The sequence below is a fragment of the Xanthomonas fragariae genome, assembly GCF_900183975.1.
Taxonomy (GTDB): Bacteria; Pseudomonadota; Gammaproteobacteria; order Xanthomonadales; family Xanthomonadaceae; genus Xanthomonas; species Xanthomonas fragariae.
Genome location: NZ_LT853882.1, coordinates 197,218 through 217,729, shown reverse-complemented (window position 1 = coordinate 217,729; position 20,512 = coordinate 197,218). Strand labels below are relative to the sequence as shown.

Sequence of the window (20,512 nt, the reverse complement as noted above, 5' to 3'; positions counted from 1 at the left end):
CTGCCTGGGCGGATGTCATGCACGCCTTTGCCGCAATGTATATGACACGCGTCTGCGGTTGTGGTCTCACGCCACAGCAGGCAACCACAACAGCAAGGCGACGCCGAGCACGATGCGGTAGATCGCAAACACCGTGAAGCGGTGCTTCTTGATATAACCCAGCAGCCACTTCACCACCACAAAACCGGTGATGGTTGCCGCCACAAAGGCCACCGCCACGTCGGCCCAATTCTCAGCGCCGAAGCCGCCTTCCTTGTACATTTCCAGCAGCGCGTAACCGCTGGCCGCGAACATAGTCGGAATGCCCACCATGAACACGAAATCCGCTGCGGCCGAGCGCTTGCTCAGGCCCAGCAGCATGGCCAGGAAGATCGCTGAGGCCGAGCGCGACGTACCTGGAAATACGCCGGCCACCACCTGCGCCAGACCGACCGCGATGGCCACTTTCCAGGTCACCACATCGCGCTCGGGCAGCTTGTCGGCGAAATGCTCGGCCACCAGCATCCACAGGCCGCCGATCAGCAACGCCCACGCCACCGGGTGTACGGTTTCCGGCAGCTGCCAACCGGCTTTGCGCACGATCAGCCCAACCACCGCGGTGACCATAAAGGCCACACCGATCTTCAGCACGTAATCGCGATTTTCGCGCTCGCCCAGGCCGGTGGCCAGGGTCCACAGCTTCTGCCGCAGCGCCAGGCAGATGGCCAGGATCGCGCCGGCCTGGATAACGATATTGAAGAAGTCAGAACGGTGTCCGAGCCATTGTTCGGCGATTAGCAGGTGGCCGGTGCTGGAGATCGGCAGGAATTCGGTGAGGCCTTCGAGAATGCCCAACAGCAGGGCGGAAATCAGATCGGACATCGGACTGGAGAGGGGATGGGGGAGGCGTCAGGATAGTGCATTGCGGTATGCCTCATGCTGGTGCAGAATGAACTTCTATAGCACCAATGCGGTGCTAGCTATGTGTGAGCGGTCTCGAGCGATGCATGCAAAATCAAAGGCTTGTGAAGTTCAAGAGCTTGGCATGGTCCCTGCTGTAATTCCGCTCACGAGCCACTCTAACTTCTGCCGAGGTTTCTTCCGATGTCCGTGGAAAATGTTGAAAAGCTGATCAAGGACAACAAGGTCGAGTTTGTCGACCTGCGCTTCGTCGATATGCGTGGTGTACAGCAGCACATCACCTTTCCGGCCAATATCATCGGGCCGGCGCTGTTTGAAGAAGGCAAGATGTTCGACGGCAGCTCGATCGCGGGTTGGAAGGGCATCAACGAGTCGGACATGGTCCTGCTCCCGGACGCAGCCACCGCTTATCTGGATCCGTTCTTCGCCGATCCGACCATCGTGCTGACCTGCGACATTCTCGATCCGGCCACCATGCAGAGCTATGAGCGCGACCCGCGCGGGATCGCCAAGCGTGCCGAGGCCTATCTGAAGTCGTCCGGCACCGCCGACCAGGCTTTCTTCGGCCCTGAGCCGGAATTTTTCATCTTCGACTCGGTCCGCTTCGCCAACGACATGGGGCATACCTTCTTCCAGGTCGGTTCGGAAGAGGCCGCTTGGAACACCGGTGCCAAGTACGACGGCAGCAACAGCGGCTACCGTCCGGGCGTTAAGGGGGGCTACTTCCCGGTTCCGCCGACCGACACGCTGCACGACCTGCGCGCGGAAATGATCAAGACGCTGGAACAGGTCGGCATCGAGACCGAAGTGCACCACCATGAAGTGGCCACCGCCGGCCAGTGCGAGATCGGCACCAAGTTCAGCTCGCTGGTGCAGAAGGCCGACGAACTGCTGACGATGAAGTACATCATCAAGAACGTGGCCTACCGTAATGGCAAGACCGTCACCTTCATGCCCAAGCCGATCGTCGGCGACAACGGCTCGGGCATGCACGTGCACCAGTCGCTTGCCAAGGGTGGCGCCAACCTGTTCTCCGGTGACGGTTACGGTGGCCTGTCGCAGATGGCGCTGTGGTACATCGGGGGCATCTTCAAGCACGCCCGCGCGATCAACGCGTTCGCCAACTCCGGCACCAACAGCTACAAACGTCTGGTTCCGGGCTTCGAAGCACCGGTGATGCTGGCTTACTCGGCCCGTAACCGCTCGGCCTCGTGCCGCATTCCGTGGGTCACCAACCCCAAGGCGCGCCGCATCGAAATGCGCTTCCCCGATCCGTTGCAGTCCGGCTACCTGACCTTCACCGCGCTGCTGATGGCCGGCCTGGACGGCATCAAGAACCAGATCGACCCGGGCGCGCCCAGCGACAAGGATCTGTACGACCTGCCGCCGGAAGAAGAGAAGCTGATCCCGCAGGTCTGCTCCAGCCTTGACCAGGCGCTGGAAGCGCTGGACAAGGACCGCGAGTTCCTCAAGGCCGGCGGCGTGATGAGCGACGACTTCATCGACGGCTATATCGCGCTGAAGATGCAGGAGGTCACCAAGTTCCGTGCTGCTACCCACCCGTTGGAGTACCAGCTGTACTACGGCAACTGAGTTCCACCGCGGTGATGGCGGAGGCCCCCCTCCCACCTCCGCCATCGCCGCACATGATCGATCGGTCCATGGCATCTGCCGTGGACTAAATGGCTTTTTGAGAAAGCACTCGATTGCGGCGTGCGGGGCTGACTCCCCTATAAGGCGAATGCATGGCATCCGCTGGGGTCTGCGCGATCGCGAACGATCGGATGTCGGGGTTGGCATCCAGGTGAATAACACCGCCGGGCGGCGCAATGTCGGCCGGTTCTTTCCACCATTCGGGGTATGCGCATGAAATTGATCACCGCTATCATCCGGCCGTTCAAGCTCGACGAGGTCCGCGAGGCCCTGTCTGCAGCGGGCGTGTCGGGAATCACCGTCACCGAGGTCAAGGGCTTCGGGCGCCAGAAAGGTCACACCGAGCTGTATCGCGGCGCAGAGTATGTCGTCGACTTCCTGCCCAAGATCAAGATCGAAACGGTGGTCACCGACGATCGGCTGGACGCGGTGGTCGAGGCAATCCAGAACGCGGCCGGCACCGGCAAGATCGGCGACGGCAAGATCTTCGTGACCGCCATCGAGCAGGTCGTGCGTATCCGCACCGGCGAGATCGGTGCCGATGCGCTCTGAGTCAACCCCCCCCGGAGTCCTTATGAAGACATCTCTCTTTGCCGGGTGGAAGGCCTGGTTCTACAGCGTCTGCATGCTGATGCTGTTCAGCGCGCTGGTGGTGGGCGGCATGGGCAACGCATATGCGCAGTCCACGCCACAGGTCACTCCGCTGCCGACCGAGCCGGTCACCACCGAACCGCTGCCCACCGCGCAACCGGGAGCTGCACCGGTGGCTGCCGCCGAGGCCGCGCCGGTGGTGGAGAAGGGCGACGTCGCCTGGATGCTGACCTCCACGCTGCTGGTGCTGCTGATGGTGGTGCCGGGCCTGGCGCTGTTTTACGGCGGCATGGTGCGCGCCAAGAACGTGCTGTCGGTGCTGATCCAGGTCGCCGTGGTGTTCTCGCTGCTGACCATCCTGTGGGTGGTGTATGGCTATAGTCTGGCGTTCTCCGGCGAAGGCCCGTGGATCGGCAATCTGGACAAGGCGCTGCTCAAGGGCGTGACCATCGAAACGCTGGCGGCGACCTTCACCAAGGGTGTCAGTCTGCCGGAATACGTGTTCGTGGTGTTCCAGGCGACCTTCGCCGGCATCACCGGCGCACTGATCGTCGGCGCCTTCGCCGAACGCGCCAAGTTCGCCGCGGTGCTGCTGTTCTCGGTGATCTGGTTCACCTTCGGCTATCTGCCACTGGCGCACATGGTCTGGGCCACCGGCGGTTACCTGTTCGGACTGGGCGCACTGGATTTTGCCGGCGGCACCGTGGTGCACATCAACGCCGGTATTGCCGGCCTGGTCGGCGCCTACTTCGTCGGCAAGCGTGCCGGGCTGGGGCGTGAGGCGATCAAGCCGCATAACGTGACCCTGACCTTTGTCGGTGCCTCGCTGTTGTGGGTTGGTTGGTTCGGCTTCAACGCCGGCTCCAATCTGGAAGCCAACGCCGGTGCGGCGTTGGCCTTCCTCAACACCCTGCTGGCCACCGCCGCTGCCATCCTGGGCTGGTCGCTGACCGAGAAGATCATCAAGGGCAAGTCCTCCGCCCTGGGTGTGGCCTCGGGCATGGTCGCCGGTCTGGTCGGCATCACTCCGGCCTGCGGCACGGTGGGTCCGTTCGGTGCGATCGTGATTGGTCTTGCGGCCGGCGTGCTGTGCGTGTGGGGCGTCACCGGTCTCAAGCGCATGCTCGGTGCCGACGACAGCCTGGACGTGTTCGGTGTGCATGGTCTGGGCGGCATCATCGGCGCCATCCTGACCGGCGTGTTCTCGGCAGCCTCGCTGGGCGGCCAGAAGGGTGGCGATTACGACATCGTGCATCAGGTCGGCATCCAAACACTGGGTGTGGGTATCACCCTGGTGTGGATCGGCGTCGTGTCGGTCGTGGGTTTCCTAGTCGCCAAGCTGGTGTTCGGCCTGCGCGTCACCGAAGAAGCCGAGCGCGAGGGCCTGGACATCACTTCGCACGGCGAAGCCGCATACGAGTCCTGAGCATGCACACCCGCGGCCATGCTGCCGCGGGTGACGCAACGACCCCGGCCGGAGCTGCTTGCCGGGTCCGTTTTCCCCGCCGCCCTGATGAGTGCGGATCAACTGCCGAGGTGCCTGCATGAACAGTCGCACGCCTGTGACTTTCGGCGCGGATGCGTAGTGGACAGGTGCGATCCGCCGCCATCCGGCTCCGACTTGTTTCCATGCATGCTTCGTTTTGCGCGACATCCGTGCAAGCCGATGCTGTTCGCACTAAAGTGGTGCAATGGTGATTTCGGCTCCGATGCCGTCGCTGGATAGTCTGGGCACCCCGGTGGCCTGGGCCGACCGCCAGGGCCGCGTGCTAGGGGTCAACCCGGCTTTCGCGCGCTGGCTTGGGGTCAGCGCGCGGCGTTTGTTGGACCAACCACTGGCCAGACTGGAAGTACAGGGCGACGCGTTGGCCCGATTTCTGCTCAACGACGAGCGCGACGTGCTGCGCCTACATCGGCTTGCCCTGGGCCTGCCCAACGACGCGCCCCGCTTTGCCGAAGGCTGGTTGTCGCGGCTGGACGACGGCGGTTGGCTGCTGGAAACCCATCCGGTCGACGAATTTCCCGCGCTGGATCCCACCCACGCGCTGCCCAACGCCTTGAGCGCCGCGCTCAAGGGCCTGGCGCATGAACTGCGCAATCCGCTGGCCGGGCTCAAAGGCGCCGCCCAGCTGCTGGCACGTCGCTCGGCGGGGCGCGACGAAGACGAGCGCGAGCTGATCGAGTTGATCGGCACCGAAATCGAACGCCTGAACACCCTGCTCGACCGCCTGCTCTCGCCCACACCGGCGCGCCCGCACGACCGCCTCAACATCCACGTCGTGCTTGAGCGGGTGCTACGTCTGGCTGAAGCCGAGGGCGTCTGGTCGGTGCAGGTGCGGCGCGATTACGACCCCAGCATTCCCGACATCCTTGGCGACGGCGACCGCCTGACCCAGGCGGTGTGGAATCTAGTGCGCAACGCGTTCCAGGCCGGAGCCATGCGGGTGACGCTGCGCACGCGCGTCGAGCATGGCCAGCGCATCCGCGACCGCGTGCACGCGATGTCGCTGCGGCTGGAAATCATCGACGACGGCGGCGGCGTGCCGGACGAGCTGGCCGAGCATCTATTCCTGCCGCTGGTCAGCGGACGCGCCGAAGGCAGCGGGTTGGGGCTGGCGCTGGCCCAGCAGGTCTCGCGCGAACACCACGGCACTCTGACCTATCGCTCGCGTCCGGGCCATACCGTTTTCACTCTGCTGTTGCCCGAACTGGCCGGCGATCACCACAAGGAGCATCTGCATGGCTGAGGCCGCCGCGGCATCTCACCGTATCTGGGTGGTCGATGACGACCGCTCGGTCCGCTTCGTGCTGTCAACCGCCTTGCGCGATGCCGGCTACGCGGTGGACGGCTTCGACAGCGCCGCCGCCGCGCTGCAGGCGCTGGCGATGCGGCCCACTCCGGATCTGCTGTTCACCGACGTGCGCATGCCTGGCGAAGACGGCCTGATCCTGCTCGACAAGCTCAAATCCAAGCACCCGCAATTGCCGGTGATCGTCATGTCGGCCTACACCGATGTCACCAGCACGGCCGGCGCGTTCCGCGGCGGCGCGCACGAGTTTCTATCCAAGCCATTCGATCTGGATGACGCAGTAGCACTAGCCGCGCGCGCGCTGCCGGATGCCGATGCCGGTGTCGACGAAATCGTCGGCACGCGGCTGGCCGAAGGCTCTGCATCATTGATCGGCGACACGCCCGCCATGCAGGCGCTGTTCCGTGCCATCGGCCGGCTCGCGCAGGCACCGCTATCGGTGTTGATCAACGGTGAAACCGGCACCGGCAAGGAACTGGTCGCACGCGCGCTGCACAACGAATCGCCACGCTCACGTAAACCTTTCGTCGCGCTCAATACCGCCGCAATTCCTGCCGAATTGCTGGAAAGCGAGTTGTTCGGCCACGAAACCGGCGCCTTCACCGGCGCCACCAAACGCCATATCGGCCGCTTCGAACAAGCCGATGGCGGCACGTTGTTTCTTGACGAAATTGGCGACATGCCGCTGCCGCTGCAGACCCGCTTGCTGCGCGTGTTGGCGGAGAACGAATTCTTCCGCGTCGGCGGGCGCGAGTTAATCCGCGTCGATGTGCGCGTGATCGCTGCCACTCACCAGGATCTGGAAGCATTGGTTGAACAAGGCCGCTTCCGTGCCGACCTGCTGCATCGTCTGGATGTTGTGCGTCTGCAATTGCCACCACTGCGCGAACGCCGCGGCGACATCGCGCAACTGGCGGAAAACTTTCTCGCTATGGCCGGCCGCAAACTCGATATGTTGCCCAAGCGATTGTCTTCGGCCGCGTTGGAAGACCTGCGACAATACGACTGGCCCGGCAACGTGCGCGAGCTGGAAAACGTGTGCTGGCGCTTGGCCGCGCTGGCTACTGCCGACATCATCGATGTGATCGATGTGGAAGCCGCACTGGCGCGTGGCGGCCGTCGTCACCGTGGCGGCCGCAGCGACGGGCAGTGGGACCAAATGCTCTCCAGCTGGGCCGCACAACGCCTGAGCGAAGGCGCTCAAGGCCTGCACGCAGAAGCCCGCGAACGCCTGGACAAGACCTTACTGGAAACTGCCCTGCAACTCACCCAAGGCCGCCGCGCCGAAGCCGCCGCACGCTTGGGCCTGGGCCGCAACACCGTCACCCGCAAACTCGGCCCAGGCCGCAAACGCCGCTAACCCGGCCTCTCGGTTGCAAGCCCCGCGCCCCCCGTGAGCTCGTTTTCGCGGGGTGCGCTCGGACCAGTGGATCATCGGTCGGCCACGCCGGCTCTCGACACCTCTTGTGGCAGATCGCCGAGACAATAAGAGGTTGGGGTGAGGTGCCTGCACCGATAAAAGCGCTGCCTTTTGAAGAGGCGTCGACGCCATCTCGTACCTCGCACCGCACCCCATCAACCCACATCCCTAAACAATCCGACCACCACACCAACCCCGTCAACACTCGAGCTGCCGGCACGCGCATTTCATGACACGTGAACATGCGCCCGCATAGGTTTCCAGCCTGATCAGGAGAACAGCTCGATGCCCCACCGGTCGTCCACGATTATTGGTTTCACCGCTCTGGCGCTGGCTGCCTGCAGCAGCACGCCACCAACTCCGCCGCCGCCGCCCCAAGCGATGCGGGTCGTGCCCACCCGCCCGGTGCAGCAGGCCGAAGCGGCGCTGGCATCGGCTTCGGGCAGCTTGGTCAGTGGTCGTGTGGTGCTGGTGCCTGCGTTACGGGGCATCCGCATCACCGGCACCGTCGGTGGGCTGCGCCCGGGCGGCGTGGCCGGCTTCCACGTGCACGAACGTGGCGATTGCAGCGCCGCCGATGCCAGCAGTGCCGGCGCGCATTTCAATCCGACCGGTGCGCCGCACGGGCGGAGCGGCGACGGCGCGCATCACCTGGGCGACATGGACAATCTGCGCGCGGACGCCGAAGGCGTCGCACATCTGGACATGATCGTTTCCGGCATCAGTCTTGGCGATGCGGCACCGACCGATGTGATCGGCAAGTCGCTGATCGTGCACGCCGATTCAGACGACTATCGAAGCCAACCCAGCGGCAATGCCGGCGCACGTCTGGCCTGCGGCGTCATTCGCGTCGCCAAATCGCGCACTTCCCCTTCGCAGCCCTGAATTGGGCATCAATGGCCGCAGCTGCGGCCTCTCTAAAGGAGTTTTTCCATGCGCATTCTCCCGACGACCTTATTCCTGGCCACCGCGCTGGTGCTGACCTCGTGCAAGCGCGAGGAGCCCGCACCGGCCGACCCTGCACCTGCACCTGCACCTGCACCGCAGGCCAGCACGCCGGCCGAAGCGGCGCATGTTGGCGAGCATGCCGCCTCCATGGTCACCGAGGCGGCGGCCACCACCACCGCAACCGCCGAGCTCCAGCCGACCAAGGGCAATGAGGTCAAGGGCACGGTGAGATTCAAGACCGTCGACGGCGCACTGCGCGTGACCGGTCAGCTGAGCGGCCTCAAGCCCAACACCGAACACGGCTTCCATATCCACGAAAAGGGCGATTGCAGCGCACCGGACGGCAGCAGCGCCGGAGGGCACCTCAATCCGGCCCAATCCGATCACGGTAATGTCACCGCCGACCCGCACCACGGCGGCGATATGCCGAACATCAAAGCCGATGCGCAGGGCAATGCCCGCATCGATGGCCCGGTGTCGAGCAACGTCAATCTGGGCAAGGCAGACCAGTTCGATATCGCCGGCCACGCAGTAATCGTGCACGCCAATGCGGACGACTACAAAACCCAGCCCACCGGCAACGCCGGCGGCCGTCTGGCGTGCGGTGTGATCACCACCGACAACGCGCAGGCTGCAACAAAGTAGGCACTTGAACCGAACCAATTAAGAGCGGCTAACAAAACCCAGGAAGAAGCCGTAAGCAGATGATGGAGCAAGCAAGCGAGAGCAACGCCAAGTGGAGATCGATGCGGCGTTCAAAGCGGATGCGCAGTTTGCCCATGCCTGCGAACCAGGCATGGGTGCGCTCGACGCCCCAGCGATGACGGCCCAACCGGTCGTTGCGCGCGATCCCCTTGCGTGCGATCCGCGCAATGATGCCGCGCTGCTTGAGGCTGGCCAACGTCGCGGGCGCCCTGGTTTGCCACCAATTGGCGGCAAGGCGTCGATCAACTCCTCGAACACGACCGAGTCGTGCCGATTGGCGCCGGTGACGCACACCGCCAAGGGGATGCCGTTGCGATCGACGATCAGATTCCGTTTGCTGCCGAGTTTGCCGCGATCGGTCGGGTTCGGCCCGGTATATGGGCCCCCCGGGGGGAGGCTACGCTAGCGGCGTCCAGACCAGCTCGGCTCAGGTCCAGCGTCTGAGCGCGACGTCGCTCGGCCAGCAACACCTGATGCAGACGATGCCACACACCGGCGGCCTGCCAATCACGCAACCGGCGCCAGCAGGTCATGCCGCTGCCGTAGCCCAGCTCCATAGGCAGGTCTTCCCACGGCACGCCCGTGCGCAGGACATAGACGATGCCGTTGAGGGCTTGCTGATCACTGATACGCGGCCGTCCACCTTTGGGCGAACGCTTCACTTGCGGAATCAGCGGCTCGATGCGCTTCCACAGCGCAATGGGGATCTCTTTGCGACGTGTCATGTCCGCAATTCTGCCACCGGCGAGACAAGATTCAAGGGGTTTTTGTTAGACGCTCTAAGCGGCGCTCCACAAGGAGCGATACGACGACTTCAACGTCGACTCGGCCGCCTGGACGCTCCGCGCGCACGAAGGTCGGCCCGGCCACGCGCTGCAATTCACCGCCATGGTCGAACGCGACGTTTCACTGCGGGTGCAGACGGCGCGCCGGTGTATGTGCTTGACCAGATGATTGAAGCCAACGGTTAGCGATCGAACACCTCGCGTGCTGTGATCAGCTTCTGTAAGTGGGCGTCGGCATGATCAGTGAATAGCAGTTGGGTCGTTGCTGGATGATGCAAAAGCATGACTGCTGGTGGTTCGAGCATGTCTGGGAAATAGCACTTCGATCGCAAGTGTGATGTGGTGCAGATCGTTGTGTGCATTGCGTTAGCGGCGAGGACGCCATCGCAATGCAACCCTCTGGTACGCGCGGCCGGGTTTATTGCTGCCGGCTCACTTCTGCGGGTAACCGAAGCGCACCGCCATCGAGGTGAGCAGATCGAACTGCGCGCCCAGCACACCGCGGTAGTTGCGCCACCGGCCCGGGGCCAACCGCGCCGGGCCGCGCGGTTCGACCAACGGAAAGCTCAGGCCGAAGGCCTGCTCCAGCGCGGTGGAAATCCCCTGCGGGTCGCTCTCGATGCCATCCAGCCGGATGATGCGGTGGGAATACAGATCGCGTTCGTGCAACACGGCAAGTTGTTCCAGCGCAGCCAGCAACCAGTCGGTGGCCTGCTGCGGCGACTGGACGGCCAGCGGCGCGGGCGCGCCGGCCGACAGCCAGTCCAGCAGCATGTCGCGCGGGTCGCGCAGCGCAATCGCCAGCCGGCCTTCGGGCAGATGCGGGCGCAGCGCGGTGAGCAAGGTGTTGTCCCACCACAGCAGCCAGTCGATGACGTTGCCGTCGTCGATGCCGCGCCGCGGCAGCTGCGCCTTCCAGCCTTCCACCAACGCCATCGGTGCCAATTGGCCCGACGCCAGTTGCTCGACGGTGCGATAGCTCTGCAGTGCGTCGGACGGCGGCGTGGTGCCGTAGCGGTCGCCGCGCACCAGCGGGGTGGCTGCGCCCATCACTGCGATCAGGCGTTCGACATGCGAGCCGGGCGTGCCCCAGACGAACAGCGGACGGGCAGTGACGGTGTCGGGAATGGTGCCCAACGCCGGCCATTGCATCGGTTGCTTGGCGGCCTGCGGCGGCAACAGCAGACGGTGCTGGGCCTGTTCGCGCTGGAACTGCATCCAAGTCGCCAATGCAGCATCGGGCTGGTCGGCGCGATCCTGCACATTGCCCAGCCACGGCCGCAACACGGTCTGCTGAGGCTCAGGCAGCGAGTCGATCATGGATTGCACGCAGGCGATCGCCGCCGCCGGGTCGCGTTCCAGCAAGGCTTCGACGATGCGCTGCTCCCCGCTGATGTGGCCCGGTTCCACCGCCACGATCTGACGCGCCACCATCTCTGCTGCGTCGGCGTGACCTTGCATATCGTGCACGCGCATCAGCGCTTCCAGCGCCGGTAGATGCTCAGGCATGGCCAGCAGCCAGCGCTCGATCACCACCTGTGCCTGCGGCCCGCCGACCGGCTCCACCGCCAGGCGCGCAAGCCATAGGTCGTGTGCATTGGCCGACGTGGCCAGCGCCGCGTCCAGGGTGTCGCGCGCGTCGTCCAGCGCGCCCAAACGCTCCCAGGCGGTGAGCAAGGCGTGCAACGTGCGCCGGTCGGCCGGCCAATGGGCCAGCGCCAGACGCAAATGCGCGGCGGCCTGATCAGGACGCCCGGCCTGCAATTCCATCTCGCCGGCGAGCCGGCGCATGGCTGGAATGTCGCCGTCGGGCTGAGCGAGCACGCCATGCATCGCAGACAGCGCATCGTCCAGACGCCCTTGGCGCTGGGCGAGCTGCGCAATGAAGGCGCGCAGTGCGGTACCGGGCGGAGTGAGTTCGATCACCCGCTCGAAAGCGCGCTCGGCAAATGCAAGGTGTTCTTTCTGCAGATACGCAAAGCCCAGCGAAAACAACACCTGCGCATCGTCCGGCAACTGCTCGGCGGCGCGCGTGAGCAGCGACAGCGCGCGGTCGCTTTGCCCGCGGCGCATTTCCACAACGCCATCGACGGCCAGCAACTGCGGATGCTCCGGCGCCAGGCGCGCGGCGGTGCGGCTCAGCCGTTCGGCCTCGTCCAGATCACCGCGCGCCACCGCCAGATGCGCCTGCATCACGTAGGCGTTGAACTGGTTGGGGTCCAGCGCGGTGGTGCGCAACAGCGCGGCATCGGCGGCGGACAGATCGCGCGTGTCCAGCAACACGCCGGCGCGCAGCAGATGCAGGTCGGCATCTTCAGGCGTCAGCGTCAGTGCGGTGTCGAGGCTGGCCAGCGCCAGTCTCGGCTGACCTTGCTGCTGCAGGGCAAGCCCGAGCCAGCGATGCGCGGCGGCGGTGTCCGGCGCAGTCATCGCCCATTCGCGTGCCAGCGCCACCGCATCGTCGGCCGCATTGCGGCGCAGGGCTTGAAGAATGGCGTCTTGCATGACGGCGGCGTATCCAGGACAAACGCCTATTGTAACGAGGCGCGGCGCCGGCTTAGCACGGCTGACAAAACGACCGCGCGCTCCGCCTGGCGGGCGCGGCCGGTGCCCGGAACGGCATGTCTCATTCGTACACTGCGGTTGCTCCGCGCCGTCCGCGCGCACCTGGTGACTGATCGCTACGTATTGTCAGCCACTCTCAAGCTGTGTGCCGTCAGTCGCTCAGCCACCCAACGCTCGGCGAAGCCGTCGCCGCGGGCGTTTTCCAGAAAGCCGCAATGACCACCCCAGCGCGCGATTTCCAGCTGTGCGTGCGCGGGCAAATGCCAGGCGGCGAAATCGGCGAACGGAATCACTGGGTCGTCTTCGGCCATCAGGATGTCGACCGGTACCTGCAAGTTGGCCAGGCGTTCGCCGGTAATCGAATAGCTGTCGAAATACGCTTCCAGCGAGCCATGACCGGTGTGCTGTTCGGCCAGCCAGGCCATCAGCCCGCGCAGGTCCAGCGCCAGGGTAGCGTCATCGTAGCCATGTTGATCGGGGAACAGCTTGCGCTTGCGCAGCAACGATTCGCGCCATTTACGACGGAAATACCAGTCGTAAAACTGCGGGCCCTTTTCCAGTTGCAGCATCGTCGCCGCCGGATCCAGCAGCGGGCACACCGCTGCCACGCGCGCCAATGGCAAGCCGGCGGCCGGCGCGCGCAGCGCAAGCCGCAACGCGAAATTGCCACCTAGCGAGTAGCCCGCGGCCAGCAACTGCGGCGCGCGAAAACGCCGCCACAGATCGCCCGCGGCGTTGACCACTTCTTCGATACGATCGGAGTGGAACAGGTCCACGTTGAGGTGATGGGTGCCGCCGTGATCGCGAAAATTCAGTCGGAACACCTGATAGCCCAGGCCGAGCAGGCACGCGGCGGTCAGGCGCATGTAATTGGAATCGGCGCTGCCTTCCCAGCCGTGCAGCAACAACACGGTGCCGCGCAGGGGTGCCTCGCCAGGTGGAACGCTCATCCAGCCCTGCAGGCGCACACCGTCGCCGCCATCGAGAATATGTTCGCTGGTGGTCGCACCGCTGGCAGCCAGCAACTGGCGGCTGCGGATCCGGCGCAACGCGCTGCTGCCCAGCATCGATTGCACATGCGGGTTGCGCAGCCAGCGCGGCGGCAGGTAGTCGGAGGCGTTCATGCGCTCATCGGACCAGAGAAGGTGGTGCTGGCCGCAGCAGTGGTGCACGTTTGCATCGTCGGCTCAGGACGCCATCGCAGCGATGATGCGCTGACGCGAAGTGTCGGCCAGGCGGCGACGTCCTTCGATATCGAACCCGCGGATAGGCTCCAGAAAATGCACTTCGGCCAGCCGCGACGGCTCGCCGAGCACGCGCACGATATTGGCGAAGAAACTCTCGCATTCACCGAACGCGACCACCGCCTGCGCATTGCCACGCACGCCATAACGCAGCGCCACCGGCTGCACCGGTACGCCGGACTCGACCGCGGCCTGGAAGAGGCGCGCATGGAACGGGCCGACTTCCGTACCGCCGTAGGTGCGCCCTTCCGGAAACACACCTACCGGCTTGCCGCTTTGCAGACGTTGCAGCATTTGGTGCAGCACACCGCCTAGCGATTCGGTATTGCCGCGCTGATGGAAGATGGTCTGGCCCTTGGTCGCCAGCCAGCCTATCAGCGGCCAAGCGGCGATTTCGCGCTTGGCTACAAAGCCCATCACGCGCTGGCTGTGCAGCATCGAGATGTCCACCCAGCTGACGTGGTTGGCCACGAATAGAACCGCGCCCGGCAGTGGGGTGCCGAGGCGACGTAGGCGGAATCCGAAGATGCGCATCAGGTTACCCTGCCACCAGCGGGTCATGCGCTCGTCCAAGGTGTCGTCGCGCCCGGTGCGGATGCGCGCCAGCGCCGGCGCCGCCACGCACAGCATGGTGATCGGCAGGCAGATACTTAAGTGCAACAGTAGCAACGGCACCCGATACAGGTACCGGAACCAACGCCACGCACCGCCAGCGTCACGCGTAGCGTCAAGGGATGATTCGCTCATTCGACGAACGGGACCGGTAACAGGGGAAAGAGGCGCAACTATTTTGACAGCAGCTCGGCCGCTGCGCAGTGCCGGCAGCGGATGGCGCTGTTCCACGCATGCGGTTGCCGGGCGGGCTCAGCCATTGGTGCGCGGAACCACCGCCAGGGTCAGCCGCGAGATGCAGACACGCTTGCCGGCCGGGTTTTCGATGGTGATGTCCCAGACCTGGGTGCTGCGCCCCACATGCACCGCCCGCGCAGTGCCGGTGACCAAGTCCTGGTAGGCGGCGCGCAAATGGTTGGCGTTGATCTCCAGCCCGACGCACATGTGGGTGGTCATGTCCACGCACAGGTTGCCAGCGCTGCTGCCCAGGGTTTCGGCCAGCACCACCGAGGCACCGCCGTGCAGCAGGCCATACGGCTGTCTGGTGCGCGCATCCACCGGCATGGTGGCGCGCAGCCAATCGTCACCGGCCTCGGTGAACACGATCCCCAGATGTTCGATCAAGGTGTCGCGGCTGGAGGCGGTGAGGGCTGCTAGATCGACGGGTTCGCGGAAGGTCATAGGCTGGGATTGGGATTGGGATTGGGATTGGGATTGGGATTGGGATTGGGATTGGGATTGGGATTGGGAATCGCAACAACGTCTGCGGCCGAGGGGGGCCGGTTCAACTGCTGCTAACTGCTTTTGGTTGATCCGACTTACTGCGACAGCCAGTGCTGATGGGCTGTGTGCTGGTGGGGCATGTCATTGCACAGCAGGTGTGACAGTACAGCTATCACTACGTGCACCAGACCACGCTCGCAGCTCGGCCAACCGTCCAACTACCGAACGACCACTTCAATCAAAGAATTGGCACCAACCCGGCGCCGAAGGCGGTCAGCATCCTTACCAGCAACCATTTCGGGCCGACGTTGACCTCCGGGAAGTCGCCCACCGCCACGTAGCATTGCCGAAATTGCGGGTCCTGACGCTTGAGCGGGAACGGGCAATTGGGGCCGGGCTGGAACTGGTAATTTGTGGCGTAGCGCCAGGGCCAGACATCCAGCACTGGCAAGGCTTCGGACATTTTGCCGACGCTGTCGTTCAATCCGCTCAGCACCTGCGATTTTTCGCGTGAGGCCACCGTCCAGGCGTTTTCCGGGGAGATGTCGCGCTCGATGCTGGCGGCCAGCGCCTGCGCAAAGCGTGCATCGTCGATCACCACCGCCGCCTCGGTGTTGTAGTTTTCGCTGCGCGGGTCGAAGTTGTGCGTACCGATCACGCCGATGCGGCGATCCACCACCAGCGATTTGGCGTGCAAGCCCATACGTGCACCGGCGCGTGTCACCGGCAGCGGTTTGTTGACTGCGCGCGTGCCCAGGAACGAGGGCCGCGTTTCGGTCCGCAGCACACGTCGCTCGACCCTGCTCCCGCCGGGCGCACGGCCAGCGCCGCTGCCGCGAATCGCATTGCCGGTTATTCCATCGCCATCGCCGCCACCGCTGCTGCCACGCATCGCATTGCCGGCCGCGCTGCCGCCGATCACGCGATTGGCGCGACTGTCGTCGCTGGCAGGTTCTGGCTCCGGATTGAGCGGATCCGGCACCAGGTTGGCGTAGTCCACCGGGGCATCCAGCGGGAACGGCTTGAACTCGTACACGTTGAAGCCCAACTGGCGCATGTTGCGGCGTTTGAACTTGTACGACAGCGCATACACGATCGGGTTATCGGTGGCAGCCAGGCTATTGGTCGACACCACGATGCGTGGCGGCTGCGGGTGCCGGCGCAGATCGCGGAAGATTGCCTGCGCCTCATCGGACAACACCAGGTAGGGTGTTTGCAGCAGCACTTCCTGCTGCGCGCCGGCGATCAGGCTATCCAGTTCCGGCGCCGTGGACACCGCCCTGGCCGCGTGTTCCTTGCGGTGTTTTTGCGGCAGATCGGCCGCATACAGTACGCGTTGCACCGGCATGGCCGGGGTCACAAAGGCATCGCGCACGAATTGCGGATCGTGTGCTTCGCGGTCCACCCGCGCCACCCGGTCGGGCCGGCGGAAGTTGGCCGGCGGCATCTTCGGTGCTCCCTGCTCCAACAGCAGACGCCCCACATCGTTCAGACGCTCAGCCGGTACGCTGCGCTTGGCGCGCCAGAACGCGTCGAAATTGGCCGCCATCGCGCGCACTTCCGGGCCGGCCAGAATCACGTCGCGGTCGCGGAAGTTGTATTCGCTGTCCCAGTCGAAATAGTCATCTTGGTAATTGCGCCCACCGACCATGCCGAGCACGTCGTCCACCACCAACAGCTTGTTGTGCATGCGCTGGTTGAAACGACGGAAACAGCACACCACGCTGCTGGCGTAGTCGAAGTAATTGAGTTTGACCTTGCCGAAGGTGGGGTTATAGATACGCAGTTGCAGGTTTTCGTGGGTGCTGGAGAGCGCACCAAGAATCTGCAGATCGGCGATCGCCGACAGCTGGTCGATCAGGATGCGCACCTTGACCCCGCGCTGCGCTGCATTGATGAGCGCGTCCAGCACCATGCGCGCGCTGTCGTCCTTGTCGAATATGTAGGTCTGCAGATCGACGCTGCGGGTGGCGCTGCGGATCAGATTGAGCCGGGCGACCAGCGATTCCTCTCCGTGGTCGACGATGGTGGCGTAGTGCCGCGGCGCAGCCGGCGTGGAGGCAGTGATGGCTTCGCCGCCCAGCGCGCGCAATGGTGACGGCTGCGCGCAGCGATTGGCCTGGGTGCAGCTGACCGCGGTGCTGCGCGCCGCAGCGGCAACGCCGGCAGCGCGGTTGCGTTCGATTCGCGACAGGCCGGCGCATCCGGTGCCGAGCAACAGCGTTGCCAGCACAAGAATCCTCAACAGAAACCTCACGGGCGCCGCGCCTCCTGCAGCCGCCCGCGCAGAGTGAACGTCACCCTGTCGCCCAGGGCCATCTCCCACGCATTCATTCCGTAACGTCCACGCAGGACCGTACCTCGGCTGATCACATCGCAATCATAGCCCGGCCGCGCGCATTCAGCTGGCACCACATGCAAGGTCTCGACATGGGTGATTCCGCGAATGGTCAGGTTGCCGGTGATGTCGCCGCCATGCTTGGCCACCTCATCGGTATAGGGAAGCGAGTCGAATTCCACCACCGGGTACTGGGCAACGTCGAAAAAATCCTCGCCACGCATCCAACTCGTGTAGCGGTCCTTGCCGGGGATTTCCACCTGCGTGGCATCCAGGCGGAAGCGCACCTGCTGGCGTCCGTCGGGCAATTCCAACACGTCACCGCGAAAACGCGGAAAGAACCCCTCGATCTTCATGCCGAAGCGCGTCCTGATCTCGAACCCGAAGCACGATTGCACTGGGTCGATGGAATGCACCTTTTGCTGCGCCATGCACGGGAATACGACCCAGAGCGCGAGCCAGGCGTACCAGCGCAGCGACGTTGACACGGATCAAGGCCACCAGAAGGCGGTCAGGCGGGCGATACCCGGCTCGATGGTCGCGTCCAGCGGCAGTGCCAGCAAGGCGATCGACGCAGTCGGCATGCCGCGGTAATCGCCGGTCTGGCCGCTGTGCATCAATGCCGCCAGCCTCTCCAGGCCCGGGTTGTGGCCGACCAGCAGCAGGCGCTCGGCCTCGCGGTGTTCGTCCACCAGGCTGGCCAGGGCGCCGGGAGTGGCTTCGTAAATGCGTTCGTCCAGTTTTTGTTCGATGTAGCCGGTGAGCTCGAGCACCGCTTCCAGCGTCTCGCGAGCGCGCCTGGCCGGCGAGCACAGGACGCGGTCGGGCACCAGACGCTGCTCGCATAGCCAACGCCCGGCCGCTTCGGCCTCGGCAATGCCATGCGGGGACAGCGGGCGATCGAAATCGGCCTGACCGGTATCGGCCGGCTCGGCATGGGCGTGTCGCAACAGGATCAATTCGCGCATAGAAACGTTCCGGTTAGGCCTTCTTGAGCCACTTGAACAGCGGCTCCCAGTCCTGTTGATGGTCGCGCACCTGCGCCGAGCGGTAGTCGAACAAACTGCGCCCCAGCCCGGCCATGACCACATAGGCTTGGGTGTCGCGCAGTTGGGTCACCAGCGGGTACGGCCAGGCGCCGATCATCTCGGCCGCCTGCTGCGAGGTCTGGGTCCAGGAACGGGTGCGGTTGAGCACCAGGCCCACCGGCAATTTGCGCTGGTGCACGCGCGCCACCTTGGCCAACGTATTGAGGAAGCCGACCACCGCTTCGATATCCAGCGCCGAGGACAGCACCGGCACCACGATGGCATCAACATGGTCCAGAAATCCGCTCAGGTCGTCGGCCATCGCCCCGGCCGGGGCGTCGATGATCAGTTGGTCGGTGCCATCGGGCACAGCGGCTTGCCAGTTGCGGCGACGGGTGGCGTCGATCGTTAGCACCGCACTTTCCAGGCTGGCGCGGCGTTGTGCCCAACGCGTGGACGAGCCTTGCGGATCTGCATCTGCCAGCACGGTGCGCCGGCCTTGCAATGCCGCGTGTGCGGCCAGATTGGTGGCGATCGTGGTCTTGCCGACGCCGCCTTTGGAGGCGGCCACCAGGACTGTCTTCATGCACGCCTCGCTTCCGGGAGCAAGCCGGCAGCGTACACCGCGACCAGGTGAGGAAGTAGTCGAAACGCGTTAAACGCGATGGCAGAGCGCTGGCAGAGCGCTGGCGCGAGCATCGGGCGCGTGTGGTCGATGCCCGAAGATCCTTGTGCGGCGTATGTGTGGTTGCCAAGTGTTGCATCGCCGTTGTTGTCATCGGAGTGCACCATTGCAACTGCAATCGGCTGGCGTTCTGCATGCAGATCAGGATGCGGCTCGATCGCGGTGCCGATGCGCTAAGTCGATACCGCAGCGCGTGCGTCAACAACTGCGTCAACAACAACGCGTTACGCCACCAGCCATGCAAGCAACCAGGTCCACGCGGGCAAGGTCAGCAACGATAGCAGGATGCTGTAGCCCACCATGGCTGCAGCAAGGCGCGGTGCCAGACGATGCGAAATGGCCAGCGCCGCGGCGGTGATCATGGTGGGCATGGCCGATTCGAGCACGTTGGTCTGCAGCATCTGTCCGTGCAGGCCGAGCGCCCAAGACAGCGGCAATGCCAGGATCGGCATTACCATCAGCTTGAACACCAAGCCCACCGCCAGCGGCTTGAGCTCGTCCGCAGGCAGGCGCAGTTGCAGCGAGAAACCTACCGCCAGCATCACCAGCGGCAGCATCGCATCGGCCAGGCTCTTGAGCCCGGAGCCGATCCAGACCGGCGGCCGCTCCGGCATCAGGGTCAGTGCGAACAGCAGCGCCCAGAGCGGCGGGAAACGCAGCACCCGCAGCAGGATCAGCCTGGCGGTCGGTGGGGTGTCGCCGCTGTAACGGGCCAGCACATACAACCCGAAGGTGGACAACAGCACGAAGGTGCCGAACTGGTCGTAGACCACCGCATACGGCAGGGCCTGGTCGCCGATCAGCGCACGTACCATCGGAAAACCGATAAAGCTGGAGTTGGTAAACACCACGCACATCAATAACGCGGCGTATTCCTCGCGCCGGAAGCCGAACAGGCGGCTGCAGCCCCACAGCAAGGGCACGATGATCGCGGTGAGCAGCCAGGGTGTGGCGATGACCCCACCCAGCGAGGCTTCCAGGTGCAGGCGCGGCACATAGGTCAGCACCGAGGCCGGTAAGCAGATGTACAACACGACGCGGTTAAGCACGTCGGCGCTGTTGTCCGGCAATAACCGCAGGCGGGCGAACAGCAGGCCCAATCCCAACATCGCCAGAATCAACGAAAAGGCATCCACCGCCATGGTGTGGTCATGTCTGTCGGAAAGCAATGCGCAGGATCGCATACCGTATCCCCGGCGCGCTGGCCTGACGAGCGTGCCTGAGCGCATGCCGCGGCATGGTGCGTCTGCAGCCGGATAGACGCATGCCGATGTCGCACCCCTGCACACCGACCATTTCCAAGATCCTTGTCCGCCCACCGTCGCGACACCTTTGGCAGCACGGACGCTGCCAAAAAGCCTGCAGGAACGTGCTTGCGGCGTGTTCCGTGTTGGTGCACGGGCGAGGGCGTCGGCACGCCATGCCGCGCAGCGGTCCTTGTTGAAACGCGGCGCGCGTGGCGACGCGCGCGCGATATGAAGCGATCGGCCACGAACAACGCCTGT

General features: G+C 64.6%; 16 protein-coding genes, 1 other RNA gene and 2 pseudogenes. 8 read left to right on the top strand and 11 right to left on the bottom strand.

The window, feature by feature from the left end; translation table 11 throughout:
• Positions 1-66: 66 nt before the first annotated feature.
• A complete protein-coding gene (locus PD885_RS00920; protein WP_002808478.1) occupies positions 67-861 on the bottom strand; it encodes an undecaprenyl-diphosphate phosphatase in 795 nt (264 codons plus the stop codon).
• 222 nt (positions 862-1,083) lie between these two features.
• Between PD885_RS00920 and glnA the strand changes: the two genes are divergently transcribed.
• The 7 genes from glnA to PD885_RS00885 all read left to right on the top strand — a co-directional run bounded on the left by glnA (position 1,084) and on the right by PD885_RS00885 (position 8,967).
• Positions 1,084-2,493, top strand: a complete 1,410-nt coding sequence (gene glnA / locus PD885_RS00915; RefSeq protein WP_002808479.1) for a type I glutamate--ammonia ligase — start codon at positions 1,084-1,086, stop codon at positions 2,491-2,493.
• Between the two features lie 273 nt (positions 2,494-2,766).
• On the top strand, positions 2,767-3,105 hold the full coding sequence (locus PD885_RS00910) for a P-II family nitrogen regulator (protein WP_002808480.1): 339 nt from the start codon (positions 2,767-2,769) through the stop codon (positions 3,103-3,105).
• Positions 3,106-3,127: 22 nt separating this feature from the next.
• A complete protein-coding gene (locus PD885_RS00905; protein WP_040762636.1) occupies positions 3,128-4,570 on the top strand; it encodes an ammonium transporter in 1,443 nt (480 codons plus the stop codon).
• A gap of 265 nt (positions 4,571-4,835) precedes the next feature.
• Positions 4,836-5,891 (top strand): two-component system sensor histidine kinase NtrB, encoded by a 1,056-nt coding sequence (locus PD885_RS00900; RefSeq protein ID WP_002808482.1) that lies wholly within the window; start codon positions 4,836-4,838, stop codon positions 5,889-5,891.
• Entirely contained in the window at positions 5,884-7,314 is a 1,431-nt protein-coding gene (gene ntrC, locus PD885_RS00895; RefSeq protein ID WP_002808483.1) for a nitrogen regulation protein NR(I), read from the top strand. Before PD885_RS00900 ends, ntrC begins: the two co-directional genes overlap by 8 nt.
• Positions 7,315-7,659: 345 nt before the next feature.
• Entirely contained in the window at positions 7,660-8,259 is a 600-nt protein-coding gene (locus tag PD885_RS00890) for a superoxide dismutase family protein (RefSeq protein ID WP_002808487.1), read from the top strand.
• Positions 8,260-8,307: 48 nt separating this feature from the next.
• The gene (locus PD885_RS00885; RefSeq protein WP_088056610.1) at positions 8,308-8,967 is read left to right on the top strand and encodes a superoxide dismutase family protein; all 660 of its coding nucleotides are present in this window, start codon (positions 8,308-8,310) and stop codon (positions 8,965-8,967) included.
• Positions 8,968-8,995: 28 nt separating this feature from the next.
• Here the strand turns inward: PD885_RS00885 and PD885_RS00880 are convergent.
• Positions 8,996-9,752 (bottom strand): annotated as a pseudogene (locus PD885_RS00880) (IS5 family transposase).
• A 492-nt stretch (positions 9,753-10,244) separates the two neighbouring features.
• Positions 10,245-12,317, bottom strand: a complete 2,073-nt coding sequence (locus tag PD885_RS00875; RefSeq protein ID WP_002808490.1) for a tetratricopeptide repeat protein — start codon at positions 12,315-12,317, stop codon at positions 10,245-10,247.
• Between the two features lie 116 nt (positions 12,318-12,433).
• On the opposite strand from PD885_RS00875, the gene PD885_RS00870 reads away from it, so the two are divergent.
• Positions 12,434-12,509, top strand: a non-coding RNA gene (locus tag PD885_RS00870) — sX9 sRNA.
• A 14-nt stretch (positions 12,510-12,523) separates the two neighbouring features.
• On the opposite strand, the pseudogene PD885_RS00865 reads toward PD885_RS00870, so the two are convergent.
• The 8 genes and pseudogenes from PD885_RS00865 to PD885_RS00825 all read right to left on the bottom strand — a co-directional run.
• A pseudogene (locus PD885_RS00865) lies at positions 12,524-13,501 on the bottom strand (YheT family hydrolase); the annotation flags it as partial.
• A 63-nt stretch (positions 13,502-13,564) separates the two neighbouring features.
• On the bottom strand, positions 13,565-14,464 hold the full coding sequence (locus tag PD885_RS00860) for a lysophospholipid acyltransferase family protein (protein ID WP_172402105.1): 900 nt from the start codon (positions 14,462-14,464) through the stop codon (positions 13,565-13,567).
• 21 nt (positions 14,465-14,485) lie between these two features.
• Entirely contained in the window at positions 14,486-14,914 is a 429-nt protein-coding gene (locus PD885_RS00855; RefSeq protein ID WP_002808495.1) for a hotdog fold thioesterase, read from the bottom strand.
• 280 nt (positions 14,915-15,194) lie between these two features.
• Entirely contained in the window at positions 15,195-17,213 is a 2,019-nt protein-coding gene (locus PD885_RS00850; protein WP_002808497.1) for a phospholipase D family protein, read from the bottom strand.
• Complete coding sequence (locus tag PD885_RS00845; RefSeq protein WP_002808498.1) at positions 17,210-17,782, bottom strand: YceI family protein; 573 nt, start codon at positions 17,780-17,782, stop codon at positions 17,210-17,212. The genes PD885_RS00850 and PD885_RS00845 overlap by 4 nt, the downstream gene beginning before the upstream one ends.
• Positions 17,783-17,785: 3 nt before the next feature.
• Entirely contained in the window at positions 17,786-18,262 is a 477-nt protein-coding gene (locus tag PD885_RS00840; protein WP_002808499.1) for a SixA phosphatase family protein, read from the bottom strand.
• Positions 18,263-18,275: 13 nt separating this feature from the next.
• The gene (locus tag PD885_RS00835) at positions 18,276-18,908 is read right to left on the bottom strand and encodes a ParA family protein (RefSeq protein WP_002808500.1); all 633 of its coding nucleotides are present in this window, start codon (positions 18,906-18,908) and stop codon (positions 18,276-18,278) included.
• Between the two features lie 323 nt (positions 18,909-19,231).
• Positions 19,232-20,149 carry an AEC family transporter gene (locus PD885_RS00825; protein ID WP_002808501.1) on the bottom strand — a complete coding sequence of 306 codons (918 nt, stop codon included), beginning with the start codon at positions 20,147-20,149 and terminating at the stop codon, positions 19,232-19,234.
• Between the last annotated feature and the right edge of the window lie 363 nt (positions 20,150-20,512).

Coding starts and splice junctions, on each gene's coding strand:
- ntrC (WP_002808483.1), top strand. CDS start 5,884: ATGGCTGAGGCCGCCGCGGCATCTCACCGTATCTGGGTGGTCGATGAC.
- PD885_RS00910 (WP_002808480.1), top strand. CDS start 2,767: ATGAAATTGATCACCGCTATCATCCGGCCGTTCAAGCTCGACGAGGTC.
- PD885_RS00890 (WP_002808487.1), top strand. CDS start 7,660: ATGCCCCACCGGTCGTCCACGATTATTGGTTTCACCGCTCTGGCGCTG.
- PD885_RS00835 (WP_002808500.1), bottom strand. CDS start 18,908: ATGAAGACAGTCCTGGTGGCCGCCTCCAAAGGCGGCGTCGGCAAGACC.
- PD885_RS00905 (WP_040762636.1), top strand. CDS start 3,128: ATGAAGACATCTCTCTTTGCCGGGTGGAAGGCCTGGTTCTACAGCGTC.
- PD885_RS00875 (WP_002808490.1), bottom strand. CDS start 12,317: ATGCAAGACGCCATTCTTCAAGCCCTGCGCCGCAATGCGGCCGACGAT.
- PD885_RS00840 (WP_002808499.1), bottom strand. CDS start 18,262: ATGCGCGAATTGATCCTGTTGCGACACGCCCATGCCGAGCCGGCCGAT.
- glnA (WP_002808479.1), top strand. CDS start 1,084: ATGTCCGTGGAAAATGTTGAAAAGCTGATCAAGGACAACAAGGTCGAG.
- PD885_RS00825 (WP_002808501.1), bottom strand. CDS start 20,149: ATGGCGGTGGATGCCTTTTCGTTGATTCTGGCGATGTTGGGATTGGGC.
- PD885_RS00920 (WP_002808478.1), bottom strand. CDS start 861: ATGTCCGATCTGATTTCCGCCCTGCTGTTGGGCATTCTCGAAGGCCTC.
- PD885_RS00855 (WP_002808495.1), bottom strand. CDS start 14,914: ATGACCTTCCGCGAACCCGTCGATCTAGCAGCCCTCACCGCCTCCAGC.
- PD885_RS00900 (WP_002808482.1), top strand. CDS start 4,836: ATGGTGATTTCGGCTCCGATGCCGTCGCTGGATAGTCTGGGCACCCCG.
- PD885_RS00885 (WP_088056610.1), top strand. CDS start 8,308: ATGCGCATTCTCCCGACGACCTTATTCCTGGCCACCGCGCTGGTGCTG.